Origin of the sequence: Micromonospora sp. SL1-18, from assembly GCF_047921505.1 — a bacterium.
Classification (GTDB): Bacteria; Actinomycetota; Actinomycetes; order Mycobacteriales; family Micromonosporaceae; genus Micromonospora.
This window is the reverse complement of record NZ_JBLROA010000025.1, coordinates 54,731-70,179: the sequence shown is the minus strand read 5'-3', so window position 1 is coordinate 70,179 and position 15,449 is coordinate 54,731. Positions and strand designations below refer to the sequence as shown.

The window sequence follows — 15,449 nt, the reverse complement described above, 5'->3', positions numbered from 1 at the left end:
CGCGCCCGATGAGCAACCTGGGAGAAGACAGAGCCCTAACGCGCCCGTAAGTATTAGCCAGCCAGCAGAAGCTGGTGGTCAAGCGGTTCTGCCAATGTCGCGGCCGAGCCGACCACTGCTGTCTCACTTTGCCGGTGGCGGCGCGCCGTGCTCTCGACCAAACTTAAGTTCTCTTGCCGTCCCTGGGAGCGTTGATGGCCAATGTCTGGCGAGCCGTTCGGCGACGATTACTGACGCCGGATGTGTCGGATACGCAACTCGATAAGCGCGGTTTCCACGCTAAGAACGATGACGCGAAAGAACTGCTGGAGACGGTCGGCCGAAGTTTTGTCAAAGGGTTCGGTCATGCCGCCTACGCGGGCCGGCCGGCGGAGGTTGAGCAGCTCCTGGAGGCCATGCCCCGCGACTACCGCGGCTTCGCGTACGAGGGCGCCGCGATGGGGCTCACGATCATGGACGCGATGAGCCTCGGGAGCGGCGGCCGGATCAAAGCTTTCCTGGCCGGGCGCGGCGGCCGGCACATCTACATGGCGCACATCGGCATCGGCTGGGCGATGGCCCGGCTGCCACGTATGTTCTGGCGCCGCGTCATGCCCACCGATCCGCTGCTGCACTGGCTGGCGCTGGAAGGGTACGGCTTCCACCAGGCGTACTTCCGCACTGACCGGTACGTCCACGGGCAGTACCAGAGGAAAGACTTCCCTTGGCCGCTAGGGCACCCGCACGCGTACGCGGACCAAGCCATCGACCAGGGCATCGGCCGGGCGCTGTGGTTTGTCGAGGGCACCGACGTGGGCCGGATCGTCGACCGGATCGCCGCTTTCCCGAAGCACCGCCACGGTGACCTCTTCAGCGGCACTGGGCTCGCGGCGACGTACGCCGGCGGGGTCGGGGAGGCCGAACTCGCGACGTTCTGGGACCGCGCCGGCGATCACCGCCCCGTGGTCGCGCAGGCGTGCGCGTTCGCCGCGAAGGCACGGGTGCTGGCGGGTCTGGTGACACCGCACACCCATCTGGCCTCGTCGGTGTTCTGCGGGATGTCGCCCGAGGAGGCGGCCGCGGTGACCGACCGGGCGCTGGTCGACCTGCCGCCCGACGGCGAGCGCCCGTCGTTCGAGGTCTGGCGGCAGCGCATTGCTGAAGAGTTTGTGTCTGTTGGGAGGTATTAGTCGGTGACTTCCGTAATGCGCTGGGCCAATCGGCAGATGGCTGGGGTCGTCGCGCTCGTGTTGCTGGTCGGGATGTTCCTGGCCGCGAGACTGCCCGAGGCGTCCGCATCGGATCGCGAGCAGTTGGCCCGGGACTTCCAGTTCACGCCACTGTCGATAGCGATTCCCGGAGGCCTCCCGCAACAGACCATCCGAAAGGTCAACAAGGACTACGAGCACATCCGGGCGTGGATCTCGTCGATCGGTGCCGGGATCGCGATGAACGACCTCGACGGCGACGGACTGCCGAACGACCTGTGCCTGACCGACCCGCGGATCGACCGCGCGGTCGTCACCCCGGTGCCGGGCGTCGGGGCGGACCGGTACGCGCCCTTCGTGCTCGATCCCGGGCCCCTGCCGACGGACGCCCAGATGGCGCCGACCGGCTGCGTACCCGGCGACTTCAACGAGGACGGCCGGACCGACCTGCTGGTGTACTACATGGGCCGCACGCCGATCCTCTACCTCGCAAAGGCCGACGCGACCGAGCTGACCGCGGGCGCCTACGAGCCGGTCGAGCTGGTTCCCGGAGTCTCGTCCGGCGGGACGTACACCGGCCCTCGGTGGCAGTCGACCGCCGTGGTGGTCGCGGACTTCGACGGCGACGGGCACGACGATCTCTTCATCGGGAACTACTTCCCCGACGGGCCGGTCCTCGACGAGACGGCCAGCGGTGGCGTGGCGATGAACCACTCCATGTCCCACGCGTTCAACGGCGGGCGGAACCACATGTTCCGCTGGACCGGCGGCACGGCCGGTGCCGCGCCGTCGGTGGCCTTCGCAGAGGACACCGACGCGCTGACCGAGGAGGTCGCCCGCGGCTGGATCCTCGCCGGCGCGGCCAACGACCTCGACGGCGATCTGCTGCCCGAGCTCTACATCGCCAACGACTTCGGGCCGGACCGACTGCTCTACAACCGATCAACGCCGGGCCACATCCGGTTCTCCCTGGTGGAAACCGCGCGCACGGCGACCGTGCCCAAATCCAAGCGGGTCGGCGGGGACTCCTTCAAGGGCATGGGGATCGACTTCGGCGACCTCAACGGCGACGGCCTGTACGACATGTTCATCAGCAACATCACCACGTCGTTCGGTATCGAGGAGAGCAACTTCGCCTTTTTCAGCACCGCGAAGGACCAGGCCGACCTGCGGGCGAAGCTGCAGGACGGGGTGGCGCCCTGGGAGGACCGGAGCGCGCCGCTGGGCCTGGCCTGGAACGGCTGGGGCTGGGACACCAAGATGGGTGACTTCACCAACCGTGGAGAGCTGGACATCGTCCAGACCAACGGCTTCGTGAAGGGCACCGTCAACCGGTGGGCACAGCTGCAGGAGCTCGCCACCACCAACGACGACCTCCTCGCCAACCCGTACTGGTGGCCTCGGGTGGCCGATGGCGACGACGTGGCCGGCGGCCAGCGGCTCGCCTTCTTCGTCAAGGGCGAGGACGGCCGGTACGTCAACCTCAACGAGGAGCTCGGCCTGGCGATCCCCGTGCCGACCAGGGGTATCGCGATGGGTGACGCCGACGGCGACGGGCGGCTGGACTTCGCCGTGGCCCGGCAGTGGGATGCGCCGGTCTTCTACCACAACCAGAGTCCTTCGGCGGGCGCGTTCCTCGGCCTGCGGCTCACCCGCGAGGTGCAGGACGCGGCCGCGAGGAAGGGCCCACTGGTGGCCGGCTCGCCGGTGATCGGCGCCCAGGTGACAGCCACCACCGCTGACGGGCGGAAGTTCATCGGTCACGTCGACGGCGCCAGCGGCCACTCCGGCAAGCGCAGCTTCGACGTGATGCTCGGGCTCGGCAAGGTTTCCGGCCCGGTCGCCGTGCACATCAGCTGGCGGGATCGCGCCGGTGGAAAGCATCAACAGGATCTCCAGCTCAACCCGGGCTGGCACTCGATCACGCTCGGAGCGCAGGCTCAGGAGGTCACGTCATGAGCGAGAAGCCGAAGCGCGACCCGCGTATCATCGCGCTGCGCAACTTCGCGATCTCGATCACCGTATTCAACATCTTCGGGTTCACCGTCCTCGGGTTCGAACAGCCGTGGCTGTGGCCGTTCGTCGCCCTCGCCACCGGCTACACCACCGAGATCGTGTTGGAGATCATCGGAGCCAGGGCCGAAGGGCGGGCGCCCCGCTTCGTCGGCAACGGCCTGCGCGGCCTGGTCGAGTTCCTCTACCCGGCCCACATCACCAGCCTCGTCGTCAACATGCTGCTGTACGTCAACGACCGGGTGCTCGTGATGATGTTCGGCGTCATGGTCGGCATCAGCGGCAAGTGGCTGCTGCGGGTGCCGGTGAACGGCCGGTTGCGACACTTCATGAATCCGTCGAACTTCGGCATCGCCGTCGTGCTGCTGCTGTTCTCCTGGGTGAGCGTGGCGCCGCCGTACCACTTCACCGAGTACGTCGAGGGCTGGCTCGACTGGCTCGTGCCGGCGCTCATCCTCACCTTCGGCACGATGCTCAACGCGATGCTGACCAAGCGGATGTGGCTGATCGGCAGCTGGCTGGTCGTCTTCGCCCTCCAGGCGATCGTGCGCGGCTGGATTCTGGACACGTCCATCCCGGCGGCCCTGAGCGTCATGACCGGTGTCGCGTTCGTCCTCTTCACCAACTACATGATCACCGACCCCGGCACCAGTCCGGCACGGCCGCTCTCGCAGGTGGCGTTCGGCGGCGGGGTCGCACTCCTCTACGGCGCGCTGACCGGCGCCGGCATCGTCTACGGCCTGTTCTTCGCGACCGCCCTCATCTGCACCGTGCGCGGCGGGTTCCTCTGGTCCCTCCACATCGTGCGTAAGGCCCAGAAGCAGCGGGAGGCACAGTCGGGACCGGCGGTCCCGGCGACGAGCAGCAACGGGCGGCCCGCGATCACGGTCGCCCCGACGATGGCCCGAGAGGAAGTCAAGGCATGAGCGGGCGCAGCGAGCAGACCATCGGGCTCAGCGCCTCGCCGATGCGTATCGCCGAGCGGAGCAAGGTGATTCGATGAGCAGGATCGCGATTGTCGGCATGGCGTGCCGCTACCCGGACGCCACGTCGCCCCAGGAGCTCTGGGAGAACGTCGTCGCCGGCCGGCGCGCCTTCCGCCGGCTGCCCGACGAGCGGATGCGCCTGGAGGACTACTGGGCGGAGGACCCGGCGACCCCGGACCGCTTCTACGCGCGCAACGCCGCCGTCATCGAGGGGTACGAGTTCGATCGGGTCAAGTTCAAGGTGGCCGGAAGCACCTACCGGTCCACCGACCTCACCCACTGGCTGGCGCTGGACGTGGCGGCACAGGCCCTTGCCGACGCCGGCTTCCCGAACGCCGAGGGCCTGGCCCGGGAACGGACCGCAGCCGTCGTGGGTAACACCCTCACCGGCGAGTTCACCCGGGCGAACGTCATGCGGCTGCGCTGGCCGTACGTCCGCCGGATGGTCGCCGGCGCGCTCAAGGAGCAGGGCTGGGACGACGACCAGCTGACCCAGTTCCTGGACGAGTTCGAGCAGAGCTACAAGAGCCCGTTCCCCGCGGTGGACGAGGACACCCTCGCCGGCGGCCTGTCGAACACGATCGCCGGTCGGATCTGCAACCACTTCGACCTCAAGGGCGGCGGGTACACCGTCGACGGCGCCTGCTCGTCCTCACTGCTCTCGGTCGTCACCGCCGCGAAGGCCATCATCGACGGGGACGCGGACATCGCCATTGCCGGCGGTGTCGACCTCTCCATCGATCCGTTCGAGATCATCGGGTTCGCCAAGACGGGCGCGCTGGCCCGCCGCGAGATGCGGGTGTACGACCGCGGGTCCAACGGGTTCTGGCCCGGCGAGGGCTGCGGCATGGTCGTCCTGATGCGCGAGGACGAAGCGCTCGCGGCCGGTCACCGCGTGTACGCCTCGATCGCCGGCTGGGGGATCTCCTCGGACGGCAAGGGCAGCATCACCCGGCCCGAGGTCAGCGGGTACCAGCTCGCGCTGTACCGCGCGTACGAGCGGGCCGGCTTCGGCATCGAGACCGTGCCGGTGTTCGAAGGCCACGGGACCGGCACCGAGGTGGGCGACGCCAACGAGCTCAACGCACTCTCGCTGGCCCGCCGCACGGCCGACCCGGACGCCCCCGCCGCCGCGATCAGCAGCATCAAGGCGATGATCGGCCACACCAAGGCGGCGGCTGGCATCGCCGGCCTGATCAAGGCCGCGATGGCGATGCACCACGAGGTGGTTCCGCCCACCACCGGATGCGTGGACCCGCACCCCGTGCTGACCGGCGACCGGCCGGCGCTGCGCGCGGTACGCAAGGCCGAGGCCTGGCCGGAGGGCGCCCCGGTGCGCGCGGGCGTCACCGCGATGGGCTTCGGCGGGATCAACACCCACGTGGTACTGGACGGCGCGCGGTCGCGCAAGGCCGACCAACTCGACGCCCGTGCCGGCGAACTGGCCGCCTCCGTCCAGGACGTCGAGCTGCTGCTGGTGGAGGCGGACAGCGCGGCGCAGCTGCGGGACCGGCTGGCGGAGCTGATCGGGCTCGTGTCCCGCCTGGCCTACGCCCAGCTGGCCGACCTCGGCGCCGTGCTGGAGCGGGACCTGGCCGGCCGGGCGTACCGGGCCGCCGTGGTGGTGTCCTCGCCGGACGACGCCGAGCGCAAGCTCCGCAAGCTGCTGGAGACCGTCGAGGCCGGCGGCACCCACCTGATCGACCCGATCGGCGGGCTCTTCCTCGGGCACGCCGATCGGCCGGCCCGGATCGGCTTCCTCTTCCCGGGGCAGGGTTCCGGTCGAGGTGTCAGCGGCGGCGCCCTGCGCCGGCGGTTCCGGCAGGCGGAGGAGGTGTACGAGCGCGCGGCGCTGCCCACCGGCGTTGACGTCGTGGCCACCACGGTCGCCCAACCGCGGATCGTGACCGGCTCGATGGCCGGGCTCAAGGTGCTCGACGCCCTCGGCCTGACCGCGGACGTCGCGGTGGGCCACAGCCTCGGCGAGATCTCCGCCCTGTACTGGGCGGGTGCCATGGACGAGCAGACGCTGCTGCGCGTGGCGACCGTACGCGGAGCCACGATGGCGGAGAACAGTGCCTCCGGCACGATGGCGGGCATCGGCGCGGGCGAGGAGGCGACCAGCCGGCTGATCGCCGACGAGCCGGTGGTGATCGCCGGCTACAACGGCCCCCAACAGACGGTCGTCGCCGGCCCGGTCGACGCGGTGCAACGGATCTGCCGCGCGGCCGGCGACGCCGGCCTGAGCTGGGCCCGGCTGCCCGTGTCGCACGCGTTCCACTCGCCGCTCGTGGCGCCCGCCGCGGCGGCCTTCGCCGCCCGGCTCTCGGGCGTCGACTTCGGCCCGCTGTGCCGGCGGATCATCTCCACCGTCACCGGCGGGCCGCTGGACGAAGGGCTGGACGTCGTACGGCTGCTGGAGCAGCAGATCACCAAGCCGGTGCAGTTCGCCACTGCGCTCGCCGCCGCCGCGACCGAGGTCGATCTCTTCATCGAGGTCGGGCCCGGCCGGGTGCTCTCCGGCATGGCGCGCGAGCTGAGCCCCGTGCCAGCGGTGGCCATGAACACCGACGACGAGTCGCTGGCCAGCACCATGGGGGTCATCGGGGCGGCGTACGTCACCGGTGCCACCCTCGCCCGGGAGGCGCTGTTCGGCGGGCGGTTCACCAGGCCGCTGGACCTCGGCGGCGAGTTCAGCTTCTTCGCCAGCCCCTGCGAGGCGGCGCCCCGGATCACCGTCACATCCCGCCCGCGGAACGCGTCCCCGGTTCAAGAGCAGCAGCCGGAGACGGCGGCCCGGCCGACCTCCCAGGCGAACGGCCTGGAGCTGCTGCGGCGCCTCGCCGCCGAGCGGGCCGAACTGCCCCCGGAGACCGTTGCCGACGACAGCCGGCTCCTCGACGACCTGCACCTGAGTTCCATCACGGTCGGCCAGCTGGTCGGCCAGGCCGCCCGCGAGCTCGGCCTTCCCGCGGCCCAGACACCCACCAACTTCGCCAGCGCCACGCTGCGCGAACTCGCCGACGCGCTCGACGAGCTGGTCCGTACGGGTGGCGAGCAGCAGTCCGCGCCGACGACGGCCAGCGGCGTGGGTCCGTGGGCCCGCCCGTTCGTGGTTGAGCTGGTCGGGGAGCCGCTGTCGTCCGGGGTCGGCACCGAGGAGAACGGCACCTGGCAGGTGTTCGCCCAGCCTGGGCACCCCTTCGCCGAGGAGCTGGGGCGGTCGCTCGAGCGGGCCGCCGTGGGTGCCGGCGTACTGCTCTGCCTGACCGAGGACTGCCCGCAGGAGCACCTGGAGATGGCGCTGTCGGCAGCCCAGGCGGCGGTGAGCCAGCCGGAAGGCGGCCGCCTGGTGCTGGTCCAGCACGGCCATGGCGCCGCGGGCATGGTCAAGACCGCACGCCTGGAGGCCCCGCGCCTGCGGACCACGGTGGTGGACCTCCCGCCGTCGCTGGATCCCCTCGACCTCGTGGTCGCGGAGGTCGCCGCGACCACCGGCTTCGTCGAGGTCAACTACGACGAGTACGGCGTGCGGCGGGTGCCGGTCCTGCGGCCGCTGCCCGAGGCGCCGCCCGCCCGCACCCGGCCGCCGCTGGACCACACCGACGTCCTGCTGGTCACCGGCGGCGGCAAGGGCATCACCGCGGAGTGCGCGCTGGCCGTGGCCGCGGACACCGGAGCCCGGCTGGCCATCCTCGGCCGGTCCGACCCGGCAGCGGACACAGAGCTCGCCGCCAACCTGGCCCGCATGGGCGAAAAGGCAGCCGCGGTTCATTACGTGCGGGCGGACGTCACCGACCGGGCAGCCGTACGTGCCGCAGTGGCCGAGGTCAGCCAGGAGCTCGGACCGGTCACGGCGGTGCTGCACGGCGCGGGCCGCAACGAGCCGGCGGCCCTGACCGACCTCGGGCCGGAGGCGTTGCGCCAGACCTTCGATCCGAAGATCAACGGCCTGCGGGTCGTGCTCGACGCGGTCGATCCCGACACGCTGCGGCTCCTGGTGACCTTCGGCAGCATCATCGGGCGGGCCGGCCTGCGGGGCGAGGCACACTACGCCACCGCCAACGAGTGGCTGGCCCAGCTCACCAGCCGGCACGGCGAGACGCACCCGCACTGCCGCACGCTCTGCCTGGAGTGGTCGGTGTGGTCCGGCGTCGGCATGGGGGAGCGGCTGTCGGTTGTCGAGTCCCTGATGCGCGACGGGGTCACGGCGATCACGCCGGACCAGGGCGTCGGCGTCCTGCGGCGGCTGCTCGCCGACCCGCAGGCGCCGGGCACGGTGGTCGTGACCGGGCGGGCCGACAACCTCGACACCATCCGGTACGACCGGCCGGAGCTGCCGCTGCTGCGGTTCACCGAGCGCCCGCTGGTGCACTACCCCGGCGTGGAGCTGGTCACCGAGGTCGAGCTGAGCCCGCGCAGCGACCTGTATCTCGACGACCACCGGCTGGATGACAACCTGCTGTTCCCCGCGGTGCTCGGCATGGAGGCGATGGCCCAGGTGGCCTCCGCGCTCGGCGGGTACACGACGGTGCCGGTGATCGACCGGGTGGAGTTCGCCCGCCCGATCGTCGTGCCGCCGGACGGGGCCACGACCATCCAGGTCGCCGCGCTGGTGACCGGCGAGAAGACGGTCGACGTCGCCATTCGCAGCGTCGAGACGGGGTACGCCGCGGACCACTTCCGGGCGACGCTGCGGTTCGACTCGACCCCGGCACCGTCCGGTGAGCCGGAGCCGACGCCGGGCAGCCCGTCGCCGCTGCCGCTGGAGCCGTCCCAGGAGCTCTACGGCGACACGCTCTTCCAGGGCAAGCGGTTCCAGCGCCTGCAGCGGTACCGGCGGGTCGCCGCCCGGTTCGCCGAGGCCGACGTGTGCACGAGCGACGCGGCAGCGTGGTTCAGCACGTTCCTGCCCGGGCAGCTGGTGCTCGGCGACCCGGGCGCGCGGGACGCGTTCATGCACGGCATCCAGGTCTGCGTGCCGGACGCCACGCTGCTTCCGGCCGGCGTCGAGCGGATCTACGTGGCCGGCCCGAAGACGACCGCCGCAGGGGACCTCGCGGCCGAGGACCTGGCGTTCGTCGCCAGCGAGCGGGAGAACGTCGGCGACACCTACGTCTACGACGTCGCGGTGCGCAACTCGGCCGGCGACGTTGTGGAGCGGTGGGTCGGACTGCGGTTGCAGGCGGTGCGCAAGAAGGACGGCCGCGGCCCGTGGGCACCCGTCCTCCTCGGACCGTTCCTGCAGCGCAACCTCGAGGACGTGCTCGGCGCGGACATCGCGGTCGCGGTTGAGCCGCGGCGGAGCGGCGTCCGCCCGCAGGCCCCCACCACGACCGAGACGCTGGCCGGGCGCGCGCTCGGCTACCCGGTGCGGGTCGTGTACCGGCCGGACGGCCGTCCCGAGCTGCAGGGCGGCCGGTCGGTCTCGGCGAGCCACGGCGCGTCGCTCGATCTTGTGGTGGTCGGCACCGGGACCCTCAGCTGCGACGTCGAGCAGGTGGTGCCGCGATCGACCATCGACTGGGCGGACCTGCTGGGCAACCACGGCCGGTTGACCGACCTCATCGTCGCGGAGCGGGGCGACCCGTACGACGTCGCGGCGACCCGGGTCTGGTGCGCGATCGAGTGCGTCCAGAAGGCAGGCCGGTCGCTGGGCGGGCCGCTCACCCTGGAGCCCCGCAAGCGGGACGGATGGGTCGTCATGTCGGCCGGCGACCTGCGGATCGCGACGTTCCTGACGTCACTGCGTGACGCGGACCGGCCCGTGGTCTTCGCCGTGCTGACCGAGCGAAGGGGATGACGTGGAGCGTTATTACGAGTACCGGCACGTGGTGGGGTTCGAGGAGACCAACCTCGTCGGCAACGTCTACTACGTGAACTACCTGCGCTGGCAGGGCAGGTGCCGGGAGATGTTCCTGCACGAGCGCGCACCGGCTGTGCTGGCCGACGTCCAGGCCGACCTGAAGCTGTTCACCCTCAAGGTCGACTGCGAGTTCTACGCCGAGCTGACCGCGTTCGACGACCTGGCCATCAGGATGCGGCTGAGCGAGCTCACCCAGACGCAGATCGAGTTCACATTCGACTACGTGCGCCTCTCCGGTGGCGACGAGACTCTCGTCGCGCGCGGGCGGCAGCGGGTCGCGTGCATGCGGGGCCCGAACGGGCGTACCTCGCCGACCCGTGTGCCGGAGGCGCTGGTCCGGGCACTGGCGCCGTATGCCGCTCCGACGCCGGTGGCGACCGGTGCTTGACCGGCCGGTGGGCGTCGATGCAGAGAGGGAGGTCCGCGTGAACGGACGGCTACCGTCGGCTTCGGCCGCGACAGCAGAGCCCGAGGGGGCTCCCGCCGTCGCAGACCAGCGCATGCTGCGCAAGGTCTTCGGCGCGTTCGCCACCGGTGTCACGGTGGTGACCGTGGGCGGCCGGGCGCCGCATGGCATGACCGCGAACTCGTTCGCGTCGGTGTCGCTCGAGCCGCCGCTCGTCCTCGTGTGCGTCGACCGGGACGCGGTCATGCACGACCGACTGGTGGCCGCCGGCTCCTTCGCGGTCTCGATGCTCGGCGCGGACCAGGAGGGCGTCGCTCGCCACTTCGCCAACCGGTGGCGGGGCAGCGGCATGGCCCAGTTCGATCCCGTCGACTGGGCGCCCGGCGGGCGGACCGGCGCGCCGCTCATCAGTGGCGCGCTGGCCTGGCTGGAGTGCGGCCTCTGGCAGACGTACGACGGCGGCGACCATTCGATCTTCGTGGGCAACCTGCTCGCGATCCAGCGACGGCAATCACAGGAGGCCCTGCTGTTCTTCGGCGGCAGGTTCCATCGGCTTATGGAGGGGGGGACATGACCTTCGTCGGTAACGAGCCGGTCGGGCAGGAACCCCGAAGCGCTTCCCGGCGGACCCCGCCGGGGCCGCGCGGCAACGCCCTGTTCGGCAAGCTCAACGACATCCGGCGCGACCGGCTCGCGCTGATGACGTCGGTGACCCGTGAGTACGGCGACGCCGTGCGGTTCACCATGGGGCCCAAGGCGCTCTATTTCTTCAACCATCCCGACCACGCGAAGCACGTCCTCAGCGACAACCACGCCAACTATCGCAAGGGAATCGGCCTCATCCAGGCCAAGCGGGCGCTCGGTGACGGGCTGCTCACCAGCGAGGGCGAGCTCTGGCGTACCCAGCGTCGGGCGATCCAGCCGGTCTTCCAGCGCGAGCGGATGACCAGGGCCGCCACCGTGGTGGCCGAGGAAGCCGAGGCGCTGGTGACCCGGTGGCGCGCCCGCGAGCCGGGCACGACCGTCGACGTGGTGGGGGAGATGACCCACCTCACGCTCGGGGTGCTCGGCCGGGCGTTGCTCGACGCCGACCTGGGCGGTGCCGAGTCGATCGGCGAGGCGTTCGAGACCGTGCAGCGGCAGGCGATGTTCGAGATGCTCACGCTGGGGGCGGTGCCGCCGTGGCTGCCCCTGCCGAATCAGCTGGCCTTCCGCCGTGGCCGCCGGGAACTGGAGGACCTCGTCGACCGGCTGGTCGACGAGCACCAGCGGGACGGCGGGGACAGCGACGGCCTGCTGTCCCGCCTCATCGCATCCACGGAGCAGGAGTCCGATCCAAAGGTGCGGCGTCGCCGGATACGCGACGAACTCATCACCCTCATGCTGGCCGGGCACGAGACGACGGCGAGCACCCTCGGCTGGACGTGGTACCTCGTCGACCGCCACCCGGAGGTCTTCGACCGGCTGCATGCCGAGGCCGTCCAGGTGTTGGGCGACCGCCGGCCGACCTACCAGGACCTGCACGAGTTGCGGTTCACCAACCAGGTGGTCGAGGAGGCGATGCGGCTCTACCCGCCGGTCTGGCTGCTGCCACGACGGGCCGTGGCGGACGACGAGATCGGCGGCTACCACGTGCCCGCCGGCGCGGACGTGATGCTGTGCCCGTACACCCTGCACCGGCACCCCGGGTTCTGGTCCGACCCCGACCGCTTCGACCCGGACCGATTCGCCCCCGAGCGCGCCGGCGAGCGATCCCGGTACGCGTACATCCCGTTCGGTGCCGGGCCGCGGTTCTGCGTCGGGAACAACCTGGGGATGATCGAGGCCGTCTTCGTCGTCGCCACGGTGGCGCGCGAGCTGCGCCCGCGCCTGGTCCCGGGCCACCAGGTGGTGGCCGATCCGATGCTCTCGCTGCGCCTGCGTGGCGGACTGCCAATGACTCTGGAGCCAGCCTGAGTTCCGGTTACGAGGAGTACCCGAAGGAGATCACGTGACGACATTCGAACACTCGACACCCGGCCAGCTCGGACTCGTGGATCGGCTCAACGGGAAGTATCACCGGGCCGCGTTGAACGCGTTCATGGTGGTCGTGGCGGCGCACTGGGCAGAGCACCTGGTACAGGCCTTCCAGATCTGGGTCCTGGACTGGCCTCGCCCGAAGGCCCTGGGCCTGCTCGGCCTGCCGTTCCCGTGGCTCATCAAGTCGGAGGCGATGCACTACGGCTACGCCCTGATCATGCTGATCGGCCTGTGGGTACTGCGGCACGGGTACGTGGGGCGGGCCCGCAACTGGTGGATGGCCGCGCTGGTCATCCAGATCTGGCACCACTTCGAACACCTCCTGCTGCTCATCCAGGCGTCCACCGGGTCGAACTTCTTCGGGCGCCCGGCTCCGACGAGCATCGCGCAGCTGGTGTTCCCACGGGTGGAGTTGCACCTGTTCTACAACGCCATCGTGTTCGCGCCCATGGTGGTGGCCATGTACTACCACCTGAGGCCGAGCCGCGCCGAGCACGAGGCGATGACGTGCAGCTGCCACGCCCATGCCAGGGTCGTCGCCGTTGGCGCCGAATGAGAGCCGCTGGATGAGCACGGCGCCGATCACCCGCGTGCCGAGCAGGCGACTGCGGAGGGTGGGGGCCGTGCTCGTCACCCTGCTGGCGGCCGCCGTCGTGGTGCTGGGCTATCTCGTCAGCACCACGCCGGTCCGGCTGGTGTCATCGGCCCCCGGATCCGGTGCGTCGCTCGCCGCGCCGCCGCGGTCGGTGTCGCTGACGTTCAGCCGCCCGCTGGACGCGGGCGACAGCCACATCTCGGTCGGCACGGCGACGGGCAAGCCGGTCGTCTCCGGAGGCAAAACGGTAGACGGCAGGACGGTGACCCAGCCGGTCGCCATCACGGCCGGCGGCTCGTACCTCGTCGTCTACCACGTAACCTTCGGAGACGGCCGGGAGATGTCGGGCACCCTCCGGTTCAACGTCGCGGGGACCGGCACGGACGCGGCCGCCGCCCCGGGCCGGAGCGACACCGCGGGACCGGTGGCCGGTGGGCAGCAGGGGCGGATCACCGGCGGGCATGAGCATGGCACCTTCGACCCGGTGACCCTGGCGATCGTGGGCGCGGACGCGGTGGTGGTGCTGGGCGTGGTGGTGCTCATGTGGCGCCGGCGACGCCGTCGTGCCCGCCTGCCCTGAACGCGCCGGCCGGCTGCGGGATGCGCAGGCTCCTCGACTGGGTGCTGGGCCCCTCTGACCAGGGCTGATCTTCGAGCAACCTGGGAGAAGACACCCCCACCGGGTCCTGTGTAGACATTATGCAGCCGGGCGCGGCCTGCCGTCCTTCGAGCGCGGCGTCCAACAGGGACGCTCAACGCGGGCGGGGTGCCTTCGCTCGTTCGGGAAGGAAACCAGTCCATGTCCCACCTTCCTCGTGAAAACTACACCACCCGTCGTCGTTCAATTCTCCTCGCGGGCCTCGGCAGCGCCGGGCTCCTGGCGGCGGGTTCGCCGGCCATGGCCGCGCCGGCAAGCCAGTCCGCCGGGACCCAGGCCGACTTCGACTTCGACACCGGCAACGCCATCATCGACGTGTTCGTGCCGGGAAACGCGGAGGGCACGGCGGTCGCGATCACCTCCAACGACGCCACGATGGTGCTCCGCCAGACCACGCTCATCCAGAACGCGTGGTTCGACGCGGTCGCGCCGTACCACCCGACCGCCGTCGGTGTCTACTCACGACTCGGCCGGCGGCCGGCGAGCGAGCGGACCACGAACCGGCACCGCAACATCGCGATGCTGTACGCGTCCCACCGGGTGCTGATGTACATGCTGCCGCAACAGGCCAGGTACTGGCGGGAGCTGATGACGTCGGTCGGGCTGGACCCGGACGACCAGCAGGAGAACACCACCACTCCGGTCGGCATCGGCAACCTCGCCGCGAAGGCGGTCATCGCCGCCCGGCAGCGTGACGGGATGAACGAACTCGGCGACGAGGGCGGGCGGAAGTACAACCTGTTGCGCTACCGGGACTACACCGGGTACCGCCCCGTCAACACCGCCTACCAGGTGGACAACCCGTCCCGGTGGCAGCCCAACGTCACCACCCCCCGTCCCGGCATCTTCACGGCGCAGCAATTCGTCACCCCGCAGATGGGGCGGGTCAAGCCGTACTCCTACGGCGACCCGCGCGAGTTCCAGTGCCCGCCGCCCAAGAACAGCGACCACCGCAACAAGCAGGCCTACAAGCAGCAGGTGGACGAGGTACTGGCGGTCTCGGCGTCGCTGACCGACGAGATGAAGATGGCGGCGGAGCTGTACGACAACAAGTTCATCGGGGTGGGCGCGTCGGTCGGCATCGCCGCCGCCAACGCCGGCCTGGACCTCGACGGATGGGTCGAGGCGCACATGGTCTCCGCCATCGCCGAATGGGACGTCACGATCGCTCTCTGGCACTACAAGCGCCTCTACGACTCGACACGTCCGTTCAGCGCGATCCGGCACGTCTACGGGGACAGCAACGTGACCGCGTGGGGCGGCCCCGGCAAGGGGACGGTCACCGACCTCCCGGCCAGCCAGTGGCGTGGCTATCTCAACGTGGGGGACCACCCCGAGTACCCGTCCGGCTCGGCTGGCATCTGCGCCGCGCACGCCCAGGCGTTGCGGCGCTACTTCGGCACCGATGACGTGGACCTGGCGTTCCCCGTCGCGGCCGGCTCGTCGAATCGTGAACCGGGCATCACTCCGGCCTCGGACCTTGTGTTGCGGGTGAGCAGTTGGAGCGAGTTCACCAGGGTGTGCGGACTGAGCCGGATGTGGGGAGGGGTGCACTTCATGCCCTCCATCGCCGCCGCGTGGGACCTCGGCGCGCAGATCGGTGACCGGGCCTACGAGTTCGTCCGCAAGCACATCGACGGCACCGCCTGATCGGGGTTCGCGGTCCGCGGCTACTCCCGGAGAAGTACCCCCGGAACGGACCGCAACTCCGGGAGTAGC

General features: G+C 70.6%; 10 protein-coding genes. All 10 read left to right on the top strand.

Annotated features, from left to right (window positions below):
* Nucleotides 1–194 precede the first annotated feature (194 nt).
* The 10 genes from ACNAW0_RS14630 (at nucleotide 195) to ACNAW0_RS14585 (ending at nucleotide 15,380) form a co-directional block, all read left to right on the top strand.
* Nucleotides 195–1,169, top strand: a complete 975-nt coding sequence (locus ACNAW0_RS14630; RefSeq protein WP_416288387.1) for a DUF1702 family protein — start codon at nucleotides 195–197, stop codon at nucleotides 1,167–1,169.
* A gap of 3 nt (nucleotides 1,170–1,172) precedes the next feature.
* Nucleotides 1,173–3,146, top strand: a complete 1,974-nt coding sequence (locus ACNAW0_RS14625; protein ID WP_416288386.1) for a CRTAC1 family protein — start codon at nucleotides 1,173–1,175, stop codon at nucleotides 3,144–3,146.
* Nucleotides 3,143–4,126, top strand: a complete 984-nt coding sequence (locus ACNAW0_RS14620; RefSeq protein WP_416288385.1) for an enediyne biosynthesis protein — start codon at nucleotides 3,143–3,145, stop codon at nucleotides 4,124–4,126. Before ACNAW0_RS14625 ends, ACNAW0_RS14620 begins: the two co-directional genes overlap by 4 nt.
* Before the next feature lie 73 nt (nucleotides 4,127–4,199).
* Nucleotides 4,200–9,989: a type I polyketide synthase gene (locus ACNAW0_RS14615; RefSeq protein WP_416288384.1), complete on the top strand. Its 5,790-nt coding sequence runs from the start codon at nucleotides 4,200–4,202 to the stop codon at nucleotides 9,987–9,989.
* A 1-nt stretch (nucleotide 9,990) separates the two neighbouring features.
* Entirely contained in the window at nucleotides 9,991–10,440 is a 450-nt protein-coding gene (locus tag ACNAW0_RS14610) for an acyl-CoA thioesterase (RefSeq protein ID WP_416288383.1), read from the top strand.
* A 112-nt stretch (nucleotides 10,441–10,552) separates the two neighbouring features.
* On the top strand, nucleotides 10,553–11,032 hold the full coding sequence (locus ACNAW0_RS14605; protein ID WP_416288402.1) for a flavin reductase family protein: 480 nt from the start codon (nucleotides 10,553–10,555) through the stop codon (nucleotides 11,030–11,032).
* Complete coding sequence (locus ACNAW0_RS14600) at nucleotides 11,029–12,414, top strand: cytochrome P450 (protein WP_416288382.1); 1,386 nt, start codon at nucleotides 11,029–11,031, stop codon at nucleotides 12,412–12,414. Before ACNAW0_RS14605 ends, ACNAW0_RS14600 begins: the two co-directional genes overlap by 4 nt.
* Before the next feature lie 34 nt (nucleotides 12,415–12,448).
* Nucleotides 12,449–13,033 (top strand): hypothetical protein, encoded by a 585-nt coding sequence (locus tag ACNAW0_RS14595; RefSeq protein WP_416288381.1) that lies wholly within the window; start codon nucleotides 12,449–12,451, stop codon nucleotides 13,031–13,033.
* 10 nt (nucleotides 13,034–13,043) lie between these two features.
* The gene (locus ACNAW0_RS14590; RefSeq protein WP_416288380.1) at nucleotides 13,044–13,652 is read left to right on the top strand and encodes a copper resistance CopC family protein; all 609 of its coding nucleotides are present in this window, start codon (nucleotides 13,044–13,046) and stop codon (nucleotides 13,650–13,652) included.
* Nucleotides 13,653–13,871: 219 nt separating this feature from the next.
* A complete protein-coding gene (locus ACNAW0_RS14585) occupies nucleotides 13,872–15,380 on the top strand; it encodes a DUF6851 domain-containing protein (protein ID WP_416288379.1) in 1,509 nt (502 codons plus the stop codon).
* The last annotated feature ends 69 nt before the right edge of the window (nucleotides 15,381–15,449 follow it).